The sequence below is a fragment of the Chryseomicrobium palamuruense genome (genome assembly GCF_042649045.1).
In the GTDB taxonomy this organism is placed as follows: Bacteria; Bacillota; Bacilli; order Bacillales_A; family Planococcaceae; genus Chryseomicrobium; species Chryseomicrobium palamuruense.
Map to the genome: position 1 here is coordinate 71,903 of NZ_JBHSEF010000010.1, position 22,138 is coordinate 94,040.

Annotated in this window: 21 protein-coding genes; 20 read left to right on the forward strand and 1 reads right to left on the reverse strand. The window is 38.4% G+C overall.

Annotated features, from left to right (window positions below; all coding sequences use genetic code 11):
- Nucleotides 1-20: 20 nt before the first annotated feature.
- The 5 genes from otnK (at nt 21) to ACFO0S_RS04255 (ending at nt 4,928) form a co-directional block, all read left to right on the forward strand.
- The gene (gene otnK / locus ACFO0S_RS04235) at nt 21-1,235 is read left to right on the forward strand and encodes a 3-oxo-tetronate kinase (RefSeq protein ID WP_378140547.1); all 1,215 of its coding nucleotides are present in this window, start codon (nt 21-23) and stop codon (nt 1,233-1,235) included.
- A 33-nt stretch (nt 1,236-1,268) separates the two neighbouring features.
- Entirely contained in the window at nt 1,269-1,874 is a 606-nt protein-coding gene (locus ACFO0S_RS04240; RefSeq protein WP_378140550.1) for a class II aldolase/adducin family protein, read from the forward strand.
- Nucleotides 1,871-2,533: an aspartate/glutamate racemase family protein gene (locus ACFO0S_RS04245; protein WP_378140552.1), complete on the forward strand. Its 663-nt coding sequence runs from the start codon at nt 1,871-1,873 to the stop codon at nt 2,531-2,533. Before ACFO0S_RS04240 ends, ACFO0S_RS04245 begins: the two co-directional genes overlap by 4 nt.
- Nucleotides 2,534-2,609: 76 nt before the next feature.
- Nucleotides 2,610-3,953, forward strand: a complete 1,344-nt coding sequence (locus ACFO0S_RS04250) for a hypothetical protein (RefSeq protein ID WP_378140554.1) — start codon at nt 2,610-2,612, stop codon at nt 3,951-3,953.
- Between the two features lie 771 nt (nt 3,954-4,724).
- Nucleotides 4,725-4,928: a hypothetical protein gene (locus tag ACFO0S_RS04255; RefSeq protein ID WP_378140556.1), complete on the forward strand. Its 204-nt coding sequence runs from the start codon at nt 4,725-4,727 to the stop codon at nt 4,926-4,928.
- 142 nt (nt 4,929-5,070) lie between these two features.
- Here ACFO0S_RS04255 and ACFO0S_RS14815 read toward each other — a convergent pair whose 3' ends face one another.
- Entirely contained in the window at nt 5,071-5,376 is a 306-nt protein-coding gene (locus ACFO0S_RS14815) for a transposase (RefSeq protein ID WP_465251270.1), read from the reverse strand.
- 605 nt (nt 5,377-5,981) lie between these two features.
- On the opposite strand from ACFO0S_RS14815, the gene ACFO0S_RS04260 reads away from it, so the two are divergent.
- The 15 genes from ACFO0S_RS04260 to ACFO0S_RS04330 all read left to right on the forward strand — a co-directional run bounded on the left by ACFO0S_RS04260 (nt 5,982) and on the right by ACFO0S_RS04330 (nt 21,975).
- Complete coding sequence (locus tag ACFO0S_RS04260; RefSeq protein WP_378140622.1) at nt 5,982-6,416, forward strand: hypothetical protein; 435 nt, start codon at nt 5,982-5,984, stop codon at nt 6,414-6,416.
- Nucleotides 6,337-6,747, forward strand: coding sequence for a reverse transcriptase domain-containing protein (locus ACFO0S_RS04265; RefSeq protein ID WP_378140618.1), 411 nt, complete (start codon nt 6,337-6,339; stop codon nt 6,745-6,747). The genes ACFO0S_RS04260 and ACFO0S_RS04265 overlap by 80 nt, the downstream gene beginning before the upstream one ends.
- Nucleotides 6,748-7,262: 515 nt before the next feature.
- Nucleotides 7,263-8,507, forward strand: a complete 1,245-nt coding sequence (gene ltrA / locus ACFO0S_RS04270; protein WP_378140558.1) for a group II intron reverse transcriptase/maturase — start codon at nt 7,263-7,265, stop codon at nt 8,505-8,507.
- Between the two features lie 232 nt (nt 8,508-8,739).
- The gene (locus ACFO0S_RS04275) at nt 8,740-9,171 is read left to right on the forward strand and encodes a group II intron maturase-specific domain-containing protein (protein WP_378140560.1); all 432 of its coding nucleotides are present in this window, start codon (nt 8,740-8,742) and stop codon (nt 9,169-9,171) included.
- Nucleotides 9,172-9,882: 711 nt separating this feature from the next.
- Nucleotides 9,883-10,866, forward strand: a complete 984-nt coding sequence (locus tag ACFO0S_RS04280) for an ABC transporter ATP-binding protein (RefSeq protein WP_378140562.1) — start codon at nt 9,883-9,885, stop codon at nt 10,864-10,866.
- A complete protein-coding gene (locus tag ACFO0S_RS04285) occupies nt 10,863-11,870 on the forward strand; it encodes an ABC transporter ATP-binding protein (RefSeq protein WP_378140564.1) in 1,008 nt (335 codons plus the stop codon). Before ACFO0S_RS04280 ends, ACFO0S_RS04285 begins: the two co-directional genes overlap by 4 nt.
- Nucleotides 11,863-12,654, forward strand: a complete 792-nt coding sequence (locus ACFO0S_RS04290) for an IclR family transcriptional regulator (RefSeq protein ID WP_378140566.1) — start codon at nt 11,863-11,865, stop codon at nt 12,652-12,654. The genes ACFO0S_RS04285 and ACFO0S_RS04290 overlap by 8 nt, the downstream gene beginning before the upstream one ends.
- Before the next feature lie 18 nt (nt 12,655-12,672).
- On the forward strand, nt 12,673-14,259 hold the full coding sequence (locus ACFO0S_RS04295) for an ABC transporter substrate-binding protein (RefSeq protein ID WP_378140568.1): 1,587 nt from the start codon (nt 12,673-12,675) through the stop codon (nt 14,257-14,259).
- A 64-nt stretch (nt 14,260-14,323) separates the two neighbouring features.
- Nucleotides 14,324-15,256, forward strand: coding sequence for a nickel ABC transporter permease (gene nikB, locus ACFO0S_RS04300; protein ID WP_378140570.1), 933 nt, complete (start codon nt 14,324-14,326; stop codon nt 15,254-15,256).
- Nucleotides 15,253-16,113 (forward strand): ABC transporter permease, encoded by an 861-nt coding sequence (locus ACFO0S_RS04305; protein WP_378140572.1) that lies wholly within the window; start codon nt 15,253-15,255, stop codon nt 16,111-16,113. The genes nikB and ACFO0S_RS04305 overlap by 4 nt, the downstream gene beginning before the upstream one ends.
- A 10-nt stretch (nt 16,114-16,123) precedes the next feature.
- Nucleotides 16,124-18,991, forward strand: a complete 2,868-nt coding sequence (locus ACFO0S_RS04310) for a M14 family metallopeptidase (RefSeq protein ID WP_378140574.1) — start codon at nt 16,124-16,126, stop codon at nt 18,989-18,991.
- A gap of 16 nt (nt 18,992-19,007) precedes the next feature.
- Complete coding sequence (locus ACFO0S_RS04315) at nt 19,008-19,637, forward strand: pyroglutamyl-peptidase I (RefSeq protein ID WP_378140576.1); 630 nt, start codon at nt 19,008-19,010, stop codon at nt 19,635-19,637.
- Nucleotides 19,615-20,328, forward strand: a complete 714-nt coding sequence (gene pxpB / locus ACFO0S_RS04320; protein ID WP_378140577.1) for a 5-oxoprolinase subunit PxpB — start codon at nt 19,615-19,617, stop codon at nt 20,326-20,328. The genes ACFO0S_RS04315 and pxpB overlap by 23 nt, the downstream gene beginning before the upstream one ends.
- The gene (locus ACFO0S_RS04325; RefSeq protein WP_378140578.1) at nt 20,318-21,082 is read left to right on the forward strand and encodes a LamB/YcsF family protein; all 765 of its coding nucleotides are present in this window, start codon (nt 20,318-20,320) and stop codon (nt 21,080-21,082) included. Before pxpB ends, ACFO0S_RS04325 begins: the two co-directional genes overlap by 11 nt.
- Complete coding sequence (locus tag ACFO0S_RS04330) at nt 21,079-21,975, forward strand: 5-oxoprolinase subunit C family protein (protein ID WP_378140579.1); 897 nt, start codon at nt 21,079-21,081, stop codon at nt 21,973-21,975. The genes ACFO0S_RS04325 and ACFO0S_RS04330 overlap by 4 nt, the downstream gene beginning before the upstream one ends.
- The last annotated feature ends 163 nt before the right edge of the window (nt 21,976-22,138 follow it).

Here is a 22,138-nt window from a genome sequence, read left to right on the forward strand (position 1 = left end):
AATAAGTAGGTGATTTCAATATGTTGATTGGCTGTATCGCCGATGATTTCACAGGCGCAAGTGATATTGCTTCTTTTTTTAATAAAGGAGGATTATCAGTCGTTTTATTTAATGGAATACCTTCAGAGAATAAGGTTGAAAACGCAGATGTATATGTTATTGCACTAAAAACTCGAACTCTTAATACTTCTCAAGCGGTACAAGATTCTTTACAAGCTATTAGATGGTTAAAAAACCAAGGGGCTAAACAGTATTATGTAAAATATTGTTCAACTTTTGATTCGACACCAAAAGGTAATATAGGCCCGATTTGCGATGCTGTATTAGAATATCTGAACGTACAGTATTCGATTCTAGTACCTTCCCTTCCTGTCAATGGGAGAACAGTAGAAAATGGTCACTTATTTGTGAATGGGGTTCCGCTTGATGAAAGTTCTATGAGAGATCACCCACTAACACCTATGTGGGATTCTGAAATTAGTAATTTAATGAAAGAACAAAGTAAGTATCCTTGTCATGTAATCACACAACCAATACAGCAAGAGATTATTAATTCCTATAAAAGTAGCAACAACTCTAGTCGCTACTATTTAATACCTGATTATAGCACTGACCTTCATGGAGAAAATATTATAAAATATTTTGGGGATTTAAAAGTTATTACAGGTGGAAGTGGATTGGCTGAGCATTTAGGGAGAAGATATTTAACTGATTCACTCACCACAGAATTAGCTAAAAACAATTCAAAAACTATTTTTCTCGCAGGAAGTTGCAGTGAACGGACTAGAGAACAAATTGCTTACTTTAAGGAGCAGGGATATCAAAGCTATTTTATAGATGTTTTAAATTTAAAGGATGCTAAAGAGTCGGCAAAGACTATTTGGTCCGAAATAAAGAATAAAAATGAAGACATATTAATCTACAGTAGTGATACTTCAGAAAATATCCAAAGAAATAGTAATAGTCATTTAATAAGCGAGTTGATCGAAGAAACTTTAGCAGAGCTCAGTAAAATTGCTATTGAAGACGGATTTACAAATATCATTGTAGCTGGTGGAGAAACAAGTGGAGCAATTGTAAAGAAATTAGGTCTTGAAGCATATAAAATAGGTAGAAGTGTAACACCAGGCATTCCTATTTTACAACCACTGGCTAATACTGATATTAGACTCGTACTAAAAAGTGGGAATTTTGGAGAAAAAGACTTTTTTATAAAGGCACGTGCCTATATATAAAGTAGTTGGATTTATAAAAAGGAGGGCCTCACTATGGATTCCTTACAAAAAAAACTTGAAGACGCAGTATGGGTAGCGCGTAGCTTATTTAATCGTAATAAGGCTAGTGGAAGCATTGCAAATCTTAGTTTTAGACATGAAAATTACATCTTTATTACAGGAACTGGAACTTGCTTTGGAAGACTTACTATCGAGGATTTTGCAGTGGTTGATTTTGATGGTAATTCAAAAAATAGTGTAAAACCAAGTAAAGAACTTCCGTTGCATTTAGCAATTTTTAAAGCAAAGAAGAACCAAGATGCAATTGTTCATGTCCATAGTACTTATGGTGTTCTGTGGAGTTTTGTTCCTAATTTAAATTATGAAGATTGTATACCTGATTACACTCCTTATTTAAAGATGAAACTAGGCAAAGTAGGACTAGTACCCTATCGGAAACCTGGGAGCACAGACTTACTTAATGAACTTACTAAAACACTAGATACATCAGACGGTTGGTTGCTTTCTCAACATGGTCCGATAGTACCCGGCAAAACCATATTAGACGCATTTTATGCAATCGAAGAGTTAGAAGAAAGCGCAAAAATAGCTTGGCACTTATATACGAATAATCTAAGTATGCGAGGTGATTCTGTTTGAAGATTGGATTAGTGCATGCCACTATAAATTCTGTTATACCTATATTGAATGCTTTTAAAGAATTACATCCTACGGTTGATATTGTAAATTTCATGGACGAAAGTTTAATATTTGAATTAAATGAAACAAACAATATTACTCATGACATGACAAGAAGATTAATTGAGCAGGTTTCTAAAGCTGAAAACGCGGGAGTAGACGCCATCTTATTAACTTGTTCATCATTTTCTCCTCATGTAAAACAATTTAAACATTTATTTAATGTCCCAATCCTTAGTTCAGATGAAAGCATGCTAGAAAAAGCAGTTCATAGCGGTAAAAAGATAGGTGTAATTGCAACTGTTGAAAAAGCGGGACCTACTACAACTAAGTTACTCTACGACACAGCAGCTAATTTGCATAAAAAGATAGAAGTAGAAACAATTGTAGTGACGGAAGCTTTTCAAGCTCTACAAAAGGGTGACGAAGTGACTCATGACAACTTAATTCATAATGAAATTGATCGATTGAAAAAGACAAATCATGTTATACTTTTAGCACAATATTCTATGTCCAGAGCAATTAAAACTTACCAAGATGACGCTGAAAATATTATAACAGGTCCTGAGGTTGGAGCAAATTCTATAGTAGAATTAGCAACAAAATTTAATAATAAATAAGTTAATTACCGATCTGAACTCAGGTCGGTTTTTTAAAATGGTACCAATTTAAAATACATGTTAGGTGTTGCTGTGGATGGATAAAATCAGAGCCATAAGTTTAATTCTTATGGGTTTAATTTTTCTTTATAACATTTTTATTTCTAATGAATGGCTAAATCTATTCATTAGCATTTTAGCAATTTTAGTATTAATTCTTTATTTTCCAAAACTTATTTATAGTTCCAAGATATTAGTAATAGCGATGAATTTAGCATCTATATATATTTATTTTTATAGCGGAAATCTAATCGAATATTTTGAAGATATCAAAACGAATCTTGCTATATTATGTATATTTATTTTTGTTCCCTTTCTCATAGTTCCTATTAGAAGAGGCGATTATCTTAATGCAATAGACATTGTGTTGAGAAAACTAATAACTAATAGTCAAAGATTATATGGTCTAGTTAAAATATGTGTAATAATAATAGGCGCTATTTTGAATATGGGCAGTTTACACATTCTATATAATTTTACGAATCTAAAATCATATAAGGCATTTGAAGAAGTGCGAATGAAAGCATTGATACGAGGTGTATCACTGGCATTTTTGTGGTCACCTTATTTTGTATCTGTTGCAGTAGTTTTATCATATTTTAATATAGATTGGATTCAAATATTTTTATTTGGAATTATAATAAATATTATTGGAATATTAATTGGTTATAAGGCTGAAATGAATAACAACCTACCTATCAGAAATTTTTCTACTAGTCACAATGAATTTCGTAAAGCAATCAAGAGTATTCTAATTTTGATAGTAAATATTATCTTAGTTACAGCATTAATCATACTTATTGATGGATTTTCAGACGTCCCTATCTTATCTATTGTTCCACTTACTGTCCTTTCCTATTCTATACTCTGGATGATTCTACAAAACAATGCGAGATATATCGTTTTAGATTACTATAAGGAATTGATTGATCGGGGTCCGAAGATGGGAAATGAGGTATCAGTTTTTTTATCTGCAGGTTTGTTTGGTTCGGCTCTATTAACATTAGGATCTGACAAGTGGATTTTAAAAATTTTAGACACTTTCGAAGTAGAAAATGCTATATTACTGATTCCAATTTTAGCACTTTTAATAATTGGTTCATCTTTTATTGGATTACATCCAATTGTCACAGTTTCAACTATAGGAGTTACTTTAAGCCAAGTAACTTATTTTATGGATCAACATTTTATTTTAGCTATTGGAATATTAATTAGTTGGATGGTCACTGTAATACTTTCTCCTTTTTCAAGCGCAAATTTAATTATGACTGGAATAGTGAATCGGAAATCAATGTTTGATAGCTTTAGAATGAACTATAAGTATGCTTTATCTTTATGGGTAATAGCTTATTTTATATTAATAATTTTTAGCATATATTAAAAAATTATATTTAACTTTTGAACTTTGATGTGAGAATCACAGACTATATAAAATGTGCTCATCAAATTTAAAAGTTTTTTAATGAAGATATACCGTGTCTTTATCTTAATCTTATAAATATTTTTTGATGGGTATTTATTAATCATTGAGTCTTAACTATTTAATACCTCATATTAAAGAAATAAAAAATGAGGCTAGGACATAAATAGACTCCGATCCAAGAGATGATAACTCTCATTCTAAAAATGGAGGTTTTTTATTTCGTATCTCTACACTCTGGCAGTATATTTTCTTTCACGGCCTTGAGCGCTAGACCAATGTTGTTCACGATCGTCAGTCTAGTGTGGACCAACAATCGTGTGAAACCTAAATCAGCTTTCAGAAATCCAAAAACTGGTTCCATGTTATTCTTGCGTCGACGATAAATAGATGTCGCTAGTCTTTTCATCTGGAAGCTTGTTCCTTACATATTCTTTTTTGCTCTTCCTCCTACTTTATGTTAACGCTCATGGTTCGGTAGGTTCAGTCCTAAGCCTTAGTGCACTGTGCCCGGAGGGGACAGTCTAAACATCCTGCAAAAGGTTAGACCTTAAAAGTTCTTACGAACCCTCTACGGACCTTTCGTTTACTGATCTGCTAAAAGATCATACGTTTTCTGTTCAGACATTCATGCATTTTTAGGAATCTGTCACCTCATCGTATGTCCACTTGGAAGTCTTAAATGCGTTATTCTTTTAGGAGCGTTTTTACTTTCGCTAGAAATGACTATAGGTGATCAGAGAGACCTTCTTCCCTCTTCTCAATCTCAGCTGCCTGCTCGGCAACGATCTCATCGATTTACTCGGCTCTCGTAGTCAGGTGCTCGAACAACAACGTATCCTCTTTCTCATGTTCTGGCATGATCTTCTTGTTAAAGAGCTCAGTGTAGAGTTGATTGGATATCTCTATGAAGTTTGCCAAGTGTCTCTCGATTAGTGTCTTCCATACAAAAGTGAATTTGTCTGCTTTTGCTTTAATCTTCGTACCATCAATTAAGATAGCTTCTTGGTCAATCAAAATCTTTTGAATCAATTTTACTCGGAACTAAACAAAACAATGACGGATAAGTTCTCGCATGTCAGTGTGAACAGGGAAAAGATTGATGGTGCGGCAGATAGCATGGTGGATGATGTTGGACAAGCCACATCAGAAGGATACTGTCCTTGACCGGGTCCTTAATCTTGCGACCCGTGAAGACAGACTGGGGGTATGCACTTAGTATGAGCTTTAACATCATTCTCTGATAGTAGGCAGGACATCCGCTGTCACGCCGAAAGGAGGTGAAAGCTTTGTTGGGGGTGCTCTTTCTAAATGATGACCAATTGCTAAAGTGGTATCGTTTTGTGCGCTTGGCAGCGCTTTTCTCTGGGATGAAAGTTCCCATCACACTGGAGTGACAGAAGTGTATAGTCGACCGGTAGTGCGAGTATCGCGAGGTGTCGTGCGGAGGACCGGAAGACGAAACTCGGAACAGGTGGCATCTACCATGTTGGCTGGCAGGCAAGGATGACCTAGCAAAACTTAGGGAAGTCCCATCTCACTCTTACTATTGCCTGTGAGTTAAGAGGACTGGATTCGAGGGAAAGAGATTTGACGTGACCCAAGGAGGTCTCATCTTCTCCACCGTAGGTGGTAAGGATTCTACAAACCCGTAATGGACAAGGTGAATTTCATGGAGGGTGAGAAGTCAGAGCAGGGGATAGTAGTGAATAAACCTATTGGAAAAGCCACAAATTTAGGTGACTTGTCATCTGATTGACAAGAGGGTCAGATACTCAAAAGGGTCTGGTTCATGCGAAGCCCGTCTGTCCATGTAAGAACTATCACTGCACCACTCGTTTTACCGTGCTGCTGAGCAGAAGTCGATGAGGTAGATAGCCGTAGAATCGAGACCGAATAGAAAGTAGGTCGCTCAGGGCTAGTACTAGAAGTAATCCGGTCAGTGTATACAAACTATTCAACCGGATAGAGTTAGGAAGGAAAGAGGGCATGCGTAACAAGGATGGAACGCAAGGTAGCCGTGCAGGTACTGGAAAGAAATCAAGATGGTACAGTCTGATGGACAAGGTCTGGTCAATCGACAACCTTGAAGCTGCCTTCAGACTAGTCAAGAGGAACAAAGGGGCAGCAGGTGTAGACAGGGTCAGCATACAAGAATACGAAGTCGAATTGGAACGTAACTTAAGAACGCTCCAATCCTTACTGAGGAAAAAGGAATTCAGAGCGAGACCTGTAAGACGAGTCTATATCCCAAAGGATGATAACCAGTTACGTCCATTAGGTATCCCAACGGTCGAAGACCGTATCGTACAAGCGGCTCTCAAGTTGAAGCTTGAACCAATATTTGAAGAGAAGTTTCTCCCATGTAGTTTTTGGATTCCGCCCTGGGCTGAATGCACACATGGCAGTGGAGCAGATACGTAATGACCTAATGGATGGGTACTTTTTCGTCATCGACGCTGATATCAAGACATACTTCGATTCTATACCACATGATAAGCTCATCGAGCTGTTTCGTGAGGAGGTTGTAGATGGGAGCATCATCGCCCTCATCAGGCAATTCCTAGAGGCAGGTGTCTTGGACGCCAATGTATACAGTGACTCTGTGACAGGTAGTCCCCAAGGAGGGGTCATCAGTCCATTACTCGCTAACATCTACCTTCACCCCCTGGATGAGATGATGACAGAAAGAGGTCATCGAATTACACGATACGCTGATGATTGTGTGCCACGAAAGCAACCAAAGTGTGCGTAAGCACACAAGGAAGCTATGCTGCACAAAAGATGAGAGTAGGCCTCTCGCAATCGCTATACAGGTAGAGGTTGCAAACCACCCTAAGGTGCTGTAGTCAAAAGCTATGGTATTGAGCGTTAGGGAAAAGGCAGGGCTAGACCCTGTCAGGTGAGTACTAAGGAGACGAAAATCATTGAACCGCTGAAGAAGTATCGAAAGCGTATAGATGTCATCAAAACCGAGGGGGAGTCGTTAACTCGGGATGAGTTCGGAAGGAACCTGTTTACTGTCCGTTCGGTGACCGGTATAAAGGCGGCGTGAACTTAATACAGGCTTTTGTGTGGAACGTGGGAACCTACGACATGGATGTTAAGGGAGAGATTTCAAGTGGAAGCCCCACAAGAATCAGAGTACCAATGCCATGTATAGGGGCGGAATAACTCGTAGTAGTGATGAAATCCCCTAACCGGGATGGAGCAAAGGAGTTGTATTATTCAGTTTTACGAATAAGTCAACCATAAACCTGGGAGGAACTTATGAAGAAAACAAAGCCATATGCGATTTCTAAAAACATAGTATATGAAGCCTTCTTAAGAGTTAAAGCAAATAGAGGGTCAGCCGGAATTGATGATGAGTCAATAGAAGAATTCGAACTGAACTTAAAAGATAACCTGTACAAATTATGGAACAGAATGTCGTCAGGAAGTTATTTTCCACCAGCTGTAAAAGCAGTAGACATACCCAAGAAAGCTGGGGGTACTCGAACGCTTGGTATCCCAACAGTTGCCGATAGGATTGCACAAATGACAGCCAAATTATATTTTGAGCCTAAAGTAGAACCATATTTCCATGAAGATTCCTATGGCTATAGACCAGGGAAAAGTGCAATTCAAGCAATAGAGATTACTCGTAAAAGGTGCTGGAAATATAACTGGGTATTAGAATTCGATATTAAAGGATTATTTGACAACATCGATCATGATTTATTAATGAGAGCAGTAGAAAAGCATACACAAAACAAATGGCTAAAGTTATACATCGAGAGATGGTTAAAAGCGCCTTTTCACACAAAGGATGGAACAATTGAACGTACGTCTGGCACACCGCAAGGTGGGGTTATAAGTCCTGTACTGGCAAATCTATTCCTGCACTACGCGTTCGATAAGTGGATGTCAATCTACCATCCAAACAATCCATTTGCGAGGTATGCAGATGACGCAGTCATCCACTGTAAAACAGAAGATGAGGCTAAGGAAGTGCTAGAGTCCCTAAACAAGAGAATGAATGAATGTAAACTTGAACTACATCCAATAAAAACAAGAATTGTATATTGTAAGGATGCAGATAGGAAAGAAGAACATGAAAACATATCGTTTGATTTCCTAGGATACACATTCAGACCAAGGCTATCAAAGAATAGATGGGGAAAGCATTTTGTCAACTTCACTCCTGCCATCAGTAATAAATCAAAGAAGTCTATTCGGCAAAAAGTGAGAGATTGGAAACTGCAATTAAAGGCAGAAAAGGAACTCACAGACCTATCGATGATGTTTAACCCAGCAATTAGGGGCTGGATTAATTACTATGGTAAGTTCTACAAATCTGAAATGTACTCAACTCTAAGGCATATTAATAAAGCCTTAATTATGTGGGCAAGAAAGAAATACAAAAGATTCGCTCGACATAAGAAGAGGGCAGAACATTTTCTAGGTAGAATTGCGAAACAGAATCCCAAGTTCTTCAAACATTGGGAGATAGGTATCAAGCCTACGGCTGAATAATGGGAGCCGGATGAGTCGAGAGGTTCACGTCCGGTTCTGAGAGGGGCTACTGGGGAGGTTCCAGTGGTCTACTTGCCTTGTCAACTGTTGTAAATCGCAGAAAGGGGCGGAGCGTGTACTAAAATCGGTCACGCGACTATTGGAGGGAGGACTGGGACTGACTATCCATCCTGGTAAGACGAGAATCGTGGACAACAGGAGAGACCCTTTCACTTTTCTTGGTTTCACGTTTGTGAACTGCCGCAGTATCAGACCATCTGAGAAGGCACTAGGAAAATTCAAGACGAGAATCAAAGAAGTGACTACAAAGAATATGACGGTTGACGTAGAACATCACATCAAATTTGAAGTCAATCCAATCATAAGAGGATGGGGAAACTACTTCGGAATCGCAGCGGTCAAAAGAGTGTTCGAGACATTGGATGCGTGGATTCGAAGAAGGTTAAGGATGGTCCAATTCAGAAGTTGGCGTAAAAAGAAAAAGCTCCATAAGGAGCTAAGACGAAACAACTGGAAGGGTCCGATGCCCGATATCCGCATGACTAAATGGAGGAGCTCGCGCTCACGTCCCGCGCATATCGCTATTCCCAATGAAAGGTTCAGACAATACCGACTTGTATTCCTACTAGACATTTATAAAAACCTGCATCCCCAAAGGGGATAAGCATGGAGGAGCCGTATGCGATGAACCGCACGTACGGATCTGTGAGAGGCGCATGAATTCATTCATGCGCCTACTCGATTTGGAGTTTTACTGCGAGATCTGCAGATAAATCAAATGTTTCATGTTATTATCTTTAAACCTAGAGACACTTGTTTCCATTTAGATTTATTGTGGTAACTCAATTCTATCTAAAGTTGTCCTTTTAATGTAAAAGAGAACATGTTTCACAGTATCCATTTTGATACGTGCGCTTTCCTCATTTAAAGGAATGGTCTGTCACAGCCTTATTTTCTAGTAAAAAAAATAGACTATCTCTAGCGATTATGTGGGTGGAGTAATGTCAGGGACATTGGAGCAGTTGGCAGGGAAGTAGGCATATAATAGAAATTAGAAGGACTTAGTGATTTTGTATCTCAAAAGAAAAGATAACTTACCTTTATAGGGTAATTCCTAAACATAGATGTTCTCAAATCTTTGAGCGCATCTATGTTTTTTTATGTCAATCTTTAAAACGAAGGAGTGATTCAAATTGAAATTAACAGAATCATTCATGAAATCAGTTGATTTACTTGTTAGTAGATAACACGAATAGATAAAAAAAGTAATGAATTTTCTAAATAATGTTGCAATGTCCGTTTGATGGAGGTATTATAGTCCTAACTAATAATTATGAAATGGCGTTTCACATAATGGAACGAAAGGGTGAACGAAATGTCAACCACCATTCTTGAAGTAAAAGAATTAAAGGTCGGAATTTCTACCGATGATCAAGAAATACATATTGTAAATGGCGTAAATTTCTCACTAGGAAAAGGTGAAGTCCTGGGGATTGTAGGAGAATCGGGATGCGGGAAAAGTCTTACATCCTTATCGTTAATGAATTTATTACCGCCGGGTGTGAAGAGACAGAGCGGAGACATTATAGTAAATTCGAAGAATTTTAGTGAAAACTCAAAAAAACAGTGGAGAGAAGTACGGGGAAAGAAATTAGCCATGATTTTTCAAGAGCCAATGAGTTCTTTAAATCCTGTGTATAAAATAGGCCATCAAATCTCTGAAATGATTTTGAATCATGAAGAAATGACAAAAAAACAAGCCCGTTTACGTGCATTAGAAATGTTAAAGCTAGTGGGAATTCCTCGCCCAGAACAAGTTCTCGATGAATATCCTCATCAATTGTCGGGAGGAATGAGACAACGTGTCATGATCGCCATGGCTCTTTCATGTAACCCTGAGGTTCTCATAGCCGATGAACCAACCACTGCTCTTGATGTGACCATTCAGGCTCAAATCCTAGAATTAATTAAAGATATCCAATCGAAACTAGAAATGTCAGTCATATTAATTACCCATGATTTAGGTGTGGTAGCAGAGACTTGTGACAGAGTAATTGTTATGTATGCGGGCGAAGTAGTTGAAAATTCTCAGATCAATGAGTTATTTGATGCACCTAAGCATCCATATACTCAGGGGTTATTAAATTCTTTACCGGACATTGAAACACAGAAGGAATACTTAGAATCGATTCCAGGAGTTGTGCCTGCGCCTGGTGAAATGCCTGTAGGTTGTCGTTTCGCACCTAGATGTAAATTCGCACATGATCGCTGCTCGATAGAACCTCCTACAATTCAAGTCAATGAGAACTCTCAAGTCAAATGTTGGTTATACGCAAATGAAGAGGGGGGAGTTAAATGACTGTAAAAGAGCCATTATTGGAAATCAAAAATCTTCAAAAACATTTTGTTGTAAAAGGTGGATTGTTTGGAAGGAAAAACTTACAAACGGTCAAAGCAGTTGATGATGTATCCTTTAAAGTTTATCAAGGGGAAACATTCGGAATCGTGGGAGAATCAGGATGTGGAAAAAGTACGACAGGTAGACTTCTATTAAAACTGTTGGAACCAACATCTGGAGAAGTACTCTTTGAAGGGAAAGATATCGCTCACCTATCTCAAAAAGAAATGAGATTGTTAAGGAAAGACTTACAAATTGTATTTCAAGATCCATTTGCTTCATTAAATCCACGTATGAAAGTTTTTGAAATCATAGAAGAGCCGCTTATTAATTTTGGTTATTCCGATAAGAAAGAGCGCAGTGAAATCGTACATGAAATTGCAAGTAAGGTTGGACTTTCGGCGAATCAACTGAAAAGATTTCCACATGAATTTTCAGGAGGTCAACGACAACGAATTGGCATAGCCAGAGCATTAGTTACAAAGCCGAAAATTATTATCGCAGATGAACCGGTATCCGCACTAGACGTATCCATTCAATCACAAGTATTGAATCTATTAAAAGACTTGCAAAAAGAGTTTGGGTTAACCTATGTCTTTATTTCACATGATTTGAGTGTTGTTAAGCACTTTTGTGATCGGATTGGTGTGATGTATTTAGGTAAAGTTGTAGAAATAGCTGATAGGGAGAATTTATACACAGAAGCATTACATCCTTATGCCAAAGCTTTATTATCTGCAGTGCCAAGCCCGCATCCATCAAAAAAGAAGGAAAGAATTATTTTATCGGGCGATGTTCCTAGCCCTTCAAATCCACCCTCTGGTTGTACGTTTCATCCACGTTGTCCATATAAAATGGACATCTGTTCAACAATTAAACCAGAATTACGTGAAGTAAGACCAAACCGTTATGTTTCCTGTCATTTATATAATGAAGTACCTGATAGTGGAGTGACATATGAGTAAAACAATTGAAAAGGGACTTCGTCTATTAGATTTATTCACTGAAGAAAGACCTTATTTACGATTAAACGATATTCATAAGCTAACGGACATGCCTAAGCCTACTCTCTTAAGAATTCTAAGTTCATTTGAAGAGTTGGGATACTTGCAAAGGGTGGCTATCCAAGAAAATGGGCTAGTCAGCGATTCTAAAACATACAGCCTAGGGTTGAAATTTTTAGAAATGGCACAACGTGTGGAAAGTAGATTTGAAATACGAAGTATCGCTTATCCATATATGAAAGAGTTGCAGGAGAAATATAATGAAGCAGTTCAATTAGTCGTAGTTAATCAAGACACTGGCGTGTACATTGAGAAAGTTGAAAGCACACGACCTGTTCGATTGTATACTCGCGTGGGTCGTCAGGCTCCTTTATATGCAGGGGCTTGTACACGAACGCTTCTAGCATTTTTAAATCAAGAAGCACAAGAACGGATATTGTCAGGCGAGTTTATAAAATTTGCAAACGGCACGCTAGAATCAAGACAAGCAATCGAAGAACAGCTTAAGCTCACAATCGAGAGAGGTTATAGTTACAGTGATTCGGAGCTTGAAGAAGGAACAGCTTCACTTGCCGTTCCGATCTTTAACCGTTTTGGCGAAGTCATGTACTCGATTAGTATTGCAAGCTTTTCATCTACGTTAACTCGAGAACGAGTGGACGAGTATATAGATTCCCTATGGGAAGCAGCGGCAAGTATTTCAAAACAACTCGGTTATAAAGAAAGATATCCATATAGTAATTAAAAAAAGGGAGGCAATGAAATGAATAAAAAATTAGTGATGTTAGTTGTAGCACTAGTAGTCTCACTGATTTTAGCAGCATGTAACAACTCTTCTACTTCTTCTGGAGATCAAAATGATGAAGGGGAAGATACAAGTTCGGCGGATAATCCAGTCACTGGAAGAGAGGGAGAGCTTGTCATCGGAGTTGCAGGTGAACCTCAAAACTGGGACCCTATCGATACATTCTTACTTGATTGGAGTACAGTTGCCACATCTGTATTTGAAGGGTTAATAGATCGTTCGTTAGATTTAGAATTACAACCAGGCTTGGCTGAGAGCTGGGAATATTTAGACGATTCAACGATTGAATTTAAGCTTCGTCAAGGTGTCCAGTTCCATAATGGAGAACCTTTTAACGCAGAGGCGGTTAAATTTACATTCGATCGATTATTAGGTGAAGAAGGCCAACAAGGTCCTCAATATTCAAACTACACGTCTATTGACACGGTAGAAGTCATTGATGAATACACGGTTCACATGAAACTAAAGGCTCAAGATCCAGTTTTACTAACTAAACTTGCAGGATATGGTGCTGTCATTGTACCACCTGGGTATATTGCTGAAAATGGGGATGAGCACTTCAACAATAACCCTGTTGGAACAGGTCCATTTAAGATGACTTCCTATTCACGCGATCAAGAAATTGTTTTAGAAAAGAATGAGAACTACTGGAAAGATGGGTCTCCTAAGTTAGATAAGGTCACGTTTAAAGTGATCCCTGAAGCGTCAACGCGTCTTGCTGAATTGCAAACTGGAAATATTGATATTATGAAACGTGTGGAAGTAGCACAAGCAGAAACAGTTAAAGGCGAAGGTTTCTTAGAGCTAGTAGAAGTAGGTACACCTACTGTTCATTCTTTACGGTTTGATGTTGCTGAATACCCTGTAGACGATGTTCGAGTTAGACAAGCGATTAACTATGCAATTGATATTGATGCGATTTTAGAAGAGATTTTAGGTGGCTATGGAAAACCAATCAGTACGTACCAATCCGAACTATCATTTGGAAACAATCCTGATTTGGCTCCGTACGCTTATGATCCTGAAAAAGCGAAAGAACTATTAGCTGAAGCGGAAGTGCCAGAAGGTACTGAACTTGATTTATATATTCCTGGTAACAATGGAAACTTTAAAGAAATTGCGCAAGTAGTAGCTTATTACCTGGAAGAAGTGGGATTGAAATTAAATATTAACACGGTTGATAGTACGACATTAATCTCAGATTTAGTTCCAAGTGGAAATGCAGGACATATGTATTATCAAGGCTGGGGTGGATGGACACTCGATTTTGATAACACTGCGTACTTAATGTATCACGAAGGAGAACAATGGAATCCTTCATTTAAAGATGAAAGAGTAGAAGAACTGCTAGCTGCACAGCGCGCTACAGTAGATCAAGGTGAACGCGAAGTCATCTTTAAAGAACTAACAGAGTTACTTTACGAATTAGCACCAGAAGTAAATGTCTATTCTGCTGTAGATCTTTATGCGGTTAATAAGCGTGTGCAAAACTTCCAACCTCCACATGAGGATCGCTTACGCTTAGAAGAAGTATCAGTTGAATAGTTAAGAAGGAAAAAAGATAGTATGTACATCATGCTATCTTTTTTTATAGAAAGGGTGACATCAAGTGCTTACATATATTGTTCAGCGATTGTTTCATACATTGCTCGTTGTTCTTGCCATCTCCTTTATTATCTTTTTCTCGATACGTTTAACGGGAGATCCGGTTGCCGTTATGTTTTCTGCTGGAGAGCCTACGAAAGAGGCAATTGAAGCAGTACGCCAAAATTTAGGCTTAGACCAACCATTACCGGTTCAATTTGGAATTTTCTTGAAAGGCTTATTCACATTCGATTTAGGAACATCTTTCCGAAGTGGAATGCCTGTTATGGATTTGATATGGGAAAGACTACCTGCTACGCTCGCTCTAGCATTTGGTGGGATGGCTGTTGCTATTTTAATCGCATTTCCAGTAGGTATCATTTCTGCTGTAAAGCGTGGGACAGCAATCGACTTTTTTGGTCGGATATTTTCATTGGTCGGTATTTCTTTTCCTAACTTTTGGCTAGGAATCATGCTTATTCTTATTTTTGCAGTGCATTTAAGATGGCTTCCATCCTCAGGATTTGATGGGTTTTCTTCATTAATATTACCTTCCATAACTCTTGGAATGATCTTGTCAGGAATTTTAGCTAGGTTAGTTCGCTCATCCATGCTTGAAGTAATGAATCAACAATATATTTCAACCGCAAAGTCAAAAGGTCTTGCAGAATGGAAAGTCATTATTTTACATGCTTTTCGAAATGCTTTACTCCCGACCATCACATTTATTGGGTTGCAATTCGGGTCCCTTTTAGGCGGAACGGTAATTATTGAACAAATATTTGCATGGCCTGGTATAGGACGACTTATTATCGATGCGATCAATCAGCGGGACTATCCAGTGATTCAAGGTGGAGTGATATTCTTGGCAATGTTAATGGTATTCGTCAATCTTATTATCGATATAAGCTATACATTGATTGACCCTCGAATCAAGATTGGTGGTGGGAAATCGTGAAGAAGACCACTTCAACTTGGAAATTTATAAAAAAGAATCCTGCTGGAATCCTTGGATTAATCCTTGTAATATTGACCGTAGGAACAGCTTTGTTTGCAGATTGGATTGCTCCGTTTGATCCATCAAAAGCCAGTTTAGGAGCCAGACTCGATGCACCGTCTTGGACGGCTGAGGGGAGTGAATCAGAATATTTTTTGGGTGGAGACCAGGTAGGACGTGATTTATTAAGTAGAATCATGCATGGTGCTCAAATTTCCCTCATGGTTGGATTCTTTGGGGTACTAATTTCACTCGTAATTGGGACAATTCTTGGATTGATTTCTGGATTTTTTGGTAAATGGATGGACAATTTCATCATGCGTGTGGCAGATATACAACTTGCCTTCCCGTTTATTTTATTTGCCATAGTTATTATGAGTGTACTAGGAACAGGAATTTGGAAGATCATTATCATTCTGGGACTAACCTATTGGGTGGGCTTTGCTCGTCTGATTCGTGGGCAAGTCATCTCGCTGAAAGAGCAAGAATTCGTCCATGCCGCGAGAGCAAGTGGAGGAACAAACTTCACTATAATCAGACGACATATTTTACCGAATGTTATGTCCTCTATTTTAGTTCTAGGAACCATGTATATTGCTGAGTTTATACTCTTAGAGGCTTCTTTAACATTTTTAGGACTGGGTGTGGATCCTACGATTCCATCTTGGGGTGGGATGTTAGCAGACAGTCGTAACTATGTGACGACTGCTTGGTGGACTGCTACGTTTCCTGGAATTGCAATTATGTTAACGGTACTTGGATTTAACTTACTTGGAGATTGGCTACGAGATCGATTCGACCCGAATATGAAAGTGTAGGTGCACATCTATGATAAACGATCACTTTTGGCTAGATGAGGACCTATATAGGCACTCTTCAGACGGACTCAGAATAGGATTCGACCTATATATAAATCTTCCTGAAGATATCATGCCAGTTTCAATTATCGATTTTTGTGCGAGAGCTGGCTTTGAAACCAATGCTTTATCTTTGGATTTTTTTGAAAAATCGACTCAAAAATTCGAACTTCACTTTATTCAAAGTGATCAAACCATTTTGTCTAAAGCAGGTAATAAATATACAATCTTTTATGAATCAGAGCGCGAATTAAATGGATTTATTACTAATCTTGCAGCGGTGAGCATGACGGGGAAAGTACAGGACCCCATTAGTATTAGAAGCTTAGATGAAATTTGGAGTTATTCTGGCTTTGGGTATTCTCATGAAGCGTCGCCTGAGAGGTCCCTCTCAATGAATATAAAAATTGATCCTTTGTTGGTAGATCGAGAGGGGCTTATATCTTTAAGTTGTTTTGCAGCTCGAATTAGCTTACTTCATACGCACATACAGTTACCTCTATTGAATGCAGAGGATGAGAGACATATCCTATTTGAAATAAAAGAATCAGAAACGAATGAACTGATTCTACAAAAGAGCAATACGTTGCTGCTTGAATGTAACAAGACTAATTTGAGTGCTGTAGTACGTTCCCTAACCACTTCTAAGCATTGGAGTGAAGGGGGTTCATTTGCTTGGTGGTCCAAAAAAATGGAAATAGACAATAGACTTCAACCTATTGAAATAGATTCTGCCCCTATTCTGCATGAAAAGTGGACAAATACAGGAGAAGTAAATGAATTATTGACGTTGATCGACTCAAAGAAAAAGGAATTATCAGGAGAGGTCATCGTATTTATATCGAAAGATAAAAGAGTACGAGAGTCTTTAGTAGAAAAGCTTCAAACAATAGCGCCGTCAGTTGAAAAGTGGACGATAGTAAATTCGTTTAAGCCGGGGTACTGTTGGATAGAGGAAACGGTTATACCAGAATTAAAGGATAAAAAAGAATCCATAACTAGTATTAAGGTTGTTGCCAAAAAGGAAGTGCCGACTGATAATTTGGAACTTCCTATACGGTGGTTGCAAGAGATGTACCCTATCGACCATTTATTAAGTTCTTCCTTTAACCTGCCCCTATCTGATATCAAGTTGGATTTATCAGAGGCGCAAGATGAAACCTATAGTGTCTATATAAAAACATCTGCAAACTCAGAATGGCGCGAGACACATTCTTTTTCCGTACTTACCTCAACAGTTCCCTATGTTGATCATGAAAGAGTAGCAACTCCTACTACTTCAGGGATATTTGTAAGGGGTAACACGAAATGGTCCGAAACCATTCAAACAGATCGAGAACGCTTTTATTTGTATTATTTACAGCACATTCTTCCTAAACTTGAGAATCTCGTATTACCAGCGGCTATGGGCCAAGGATATACTAGCCCTTTATTTAAACGAATAGAAATTGATGTTTGGATGAACGAAGAAGAAAGAGAACTTGGCATCGATCAGGAAAGAATCTCATCACTAGAAGCCCTTCATGAAGACCTCTACTTTAATACGTTGGATTACTTTGACTATTTGGGGGAGCGTACAACTGGAAAAGGGTATAATGCGCCTGGGGGAATTGTACCCCTTATGCATTTATCTGATGAGACCACGCCTAAAGCAGAAATTAAGGTATATGGATGGCATCAATGTTCAACTCCTCTACCTATAACAAGCTCTCTATCGTTTACGAATGAAGGGCACTTAGAAACTGCGAGTATGAACTATGAAAACAAGGTAATAGACGTACCGATTAAACCTTTTGATTCACCGGAAACATCGTATCATCCAGATGTAGATAAAGAACTTACTAATCCGAACGTATTCATAAAATATGCAGACTTTTCTTTTGAAGGGCATCCAATTCCGGTATTCGAATGGTTTCAGTCAACTGGAGCAGATTTCGTTTCAACGCATAAGCTCTCCATCTATCGGAAAACAATTTTTATTGAAGCCGGTCATCACGCAAACGAGGTTTCAAGTACTCCAGCTGTGTTCGAATTGATTAAGAAGTTAGACGATAACTACGGTGATACGTGGCGTAGTCACTTAAACATTGTTTCCATACCTGCTAGCAACCCAGATGGGTTTACTTTGCTTCAACGTTTAGTGAATGAGCACCCCAAATGGAAACATCACGCGGCGAGATACAACGCAGTGGGTCTGGAATTTGCACACATCCGGTGGCAGGAAACAATTTTTGGTGAAGCTAATGTGTTTCCAGAAGTGATGCGACGATGGGCACCAGATATCATAATTGATGATCATGGAATTCCAAGTCATGAATGGGTCCAACCTTTTGCAGGATACAATAGTCCACCTAGATTCCCTGTTTCTTATTTCTTACCGAGTGCCAAGCTATATGGCATTGGAAGAACGGCAGAATGTGAAGAACTTGCTATTCACAAGAGTAATTTAAATACACTTGTACATGCAGTGAATGATGAATTCGACAAAACAAAAATAGCAGATATGAACAGATATTGGCGCAATCGATTTGAATTGTACGGTAATAGATGGTTGCCCGATGTTTTCCCTCTAGAAACAAGTGAAAATATTAACTTCTATACTCAAATGTCAGTTACACCGACCTATTCTGCTGTAGGGATTTTTAGATACCCTTCGTGGGTAGCGGCTGATATTATTTCAGAAGCAGCAGACGAGGTAGTATATGATGAAGAATTGCGAGACTGTATTGAGGCGCACTGCATATTTAATTTTGCCATTGTAAAAAGGATCATCCATGCGGATATACATCCGATTCGTGAAGGGAATAAGTTGTTTAGACAACGACCTTTAAAACTTTAAAGAGAGAGGTTTTACTATGAAAAAACTATTACTAACAGGCTTCGAACCTTTTTTAAGCTTTTCAGTTAACCCGACGATGAAAATAGTAGAAGAACTGAACGGTCAAACAGTAGGAGATTATACAATCGAGGGAAGAGTATTGACAGTTGATTTTGAAAAAACAGGAACTCAATTAATTCAATTAATTGAAGAAGTACAGCCGGATGCTCTTATTTCTCTAGGTCTAGCTGGTGGCAGATATAAAATTACCCCTGAACGTATTGCGATTAACTTTAATGATGTAGCTGAGACAGATAAAGATAATGCAGGAAACACGCCTATCGATCAACCGATAATTGAGAGTGGCCCGGCTAGTTATTTAACTACTCTACCTGCCCGTAAAATGATTAATCGATTAATTGAAAATGGATATCCTGCAGAAATATCTAATTCTGCGGGGACCTATTTATGTAATAACACGATGTATAATGGGCTTCACTACATGCATACAAATAAAAAAAATGTACCTGCAGGGTTTATCCATATTCCAGCTTCTCATGAGCTTGCACTTGAATATGGGAAGGTCCCAAGTTGGTCTCACAAAGACTTGCTAGAAAGTATAAAAATATGTATCGAGGTTTTAAATGATGAACAGCTCTCGAGCTGACCTTACATTTTGGAGAAGTGGTGAAGATTCTCTTTATATCTATTTTGGTACCACCATTTCAGAAGGAGTATTTAAGAAGGTCGAACAATTAAATTCTTTTTTAGGTTCGTATCCAATTGAAGGAGTAATTGAATGGGTTACTTCCTATACAACGTTAACTATCTATTTTGACAGTGCAGTAGTATCTTTTGAAGAACTACAAGAAAAAATTTCTCGGAGCTTTTTAACTATGGAAACCTTCAACGTATCAAAAGAAGATAATGTTGTTAAGATCCCCGTATGTTATTCGACAACATATAGTCCAGATATGGACCGTGTCATTGAACACACTGGTTTGAGTAAGCAAGAAATAATTCAAAGACATATTCATCCGCTCTACACGGTTTACACAGTGGGTTTCCTTCCAGGGTTTCCGTATTTGGGAGGACTTGATGATGTATTAATTACTCCTCGATTAGCGACACCTAGAAGAGTCGTCCCTGCTGGCTCTGTGGGAATCGGAGGCTCCCAGACGGGAGTGTATCCTGTAGAGAATCCAGGGGGATGGAACTTAATAGGAATGACACCCGTAAAGTTATACGATCCTGAACGGGAAAATCCTTTTCTATGTAAGCCTGGTGATAGAGTGAGATTTTATGAAATAACAGAAGCACAATACCAATCATGGGAGGAGGAGGAGTATGTATATTGATTTAAATGCCGACCTTGGTGAAAGTTACGGCTCATTTCAGGTGGGTAATGACCTAGAAATGTTTAAAACAATAACATCTGCCAATATTGCATGTGGATTTCATGCAGGAGATTACACTCACTTAGCGAAAACGGTGGCAAATGCAAAATCCCATAATGTTGCAATTGGTGCCCATCCAGGATACCCGGACATCCATGGTTTTGGCAGAAGAGATTTTCATTTTTCAAAAGAAGAGATTTACCAAATGATGATCTATCAAATTGGTGCGGTTAAAGCATTTTGTCAAATCGATGATGTTCACTTACATCATGTAAAACCTCATGGGGCATTATATAACAAGGCTGTTACTGATGATGATACGGCTAGCGCCATTGCGAAGGCGATTGCTGATCTTACTCCTACTAGTTTGGTTTATACACTTCCTAATAGCAGGCTTGAGTATTATGCAAACATGTTGGGGTTAAAAGTAGCTAGAGAAGGATTTGCTGATCGCGCGTATCAAAAGGATGGAACACTAGTACCTAGAAGTATTTCTGGTTCCGTTTTAACTGAGATGGAGGATATCAGTGAACAAATCCTTGGTATGATATTTGATAAACGTGTAAAAAGCTTAACTGGAGAATGGGTAGACATTGATGTACAAACGATTTGTTTTCATGGAGATGGTCAATCTGCTGATCGATATCTAACTGAAGTGAAACGTATGTTAGAGGCACGTGGTGTCAAAGTTCAACCCGTCTATACGTTTCTATGAAAAAAGTATTTGAAGTAACCAAAAGTCTTTTGCATTGTTCTTTTCAAGGGGAGAGAAGAATAGGTTTTCGCAAGTTTGGAATTCCCCCGAGTGGCCCTATGGATATGCTTGCATATGAAAAAGCCTGTATTTTAGCAGGGGTTCGTATAGGGGAACCTCTTATCGAAATTATTGGAGGGAACTTCTCTCTAAATATACTGGAGGATTGTGAGATAGCTGTCACTGGCGCTGATCTAAATCACCAATTGGACGGAGAAAAATTTCCTCTTTGGAAGACAATTCGCGTATATAAGGGCCAAACTATTACATTTGGTAATCCAGTGAACGGAATGATTGCCTATTTAGCTTTAGTTGGAGGCTATCAAACAAATTGGTATTTGGGTTCCCCATCTACTTATACGAAAGGGAAGTTAGGAAAAATATTAACAAAGGGAACGATGATTGAGCAAAAGAGCTCAATGAACACAGACTACAAATTATGGTATGCGAAAACGCTCGTGAATAGTCAACGCTCCTTGTGCCCATCAGTTATACCTACATATATGCCTGAAATAGAAGTGCGATATTGGCCATCTTATCATTCACTAAATTTTTCTGAAGAGCAGCTTCAAACATTTCAAAACCAACAATATACGTTTAAAACTGGAAATCGAACAGGGTATTTGTTTGATGGGAATCCGATTTATTTAGAAGACGGACATGATATTCCTTCGGAGGCAACGGAGTTTGGAACGATTCAACTTCCCCCTAATGGAAAACCGATTATTTTAATGTCAGATGCACAGACAATAGGCGGATATGTCACATTAGGAAAAATTGATCCTGCTGACCTGTGGAAAATTGCACAATTGAAACCAGGAGGAAAAGTTAGTTTTCACGAGCAACAAATTTAGTACGCTACTATGTACTAGTCACTCGAATAATTTTAGTTAATGTTGAATTCGAAATCATCGCAAAAAAATCCCGTGGCAACCACCGCGGGATTACCTATGCTAACTTATATAAAACAGTCGTCAAACGACCTTATACTCTAGAAAGTTTTGCTTGAAAAAGGTA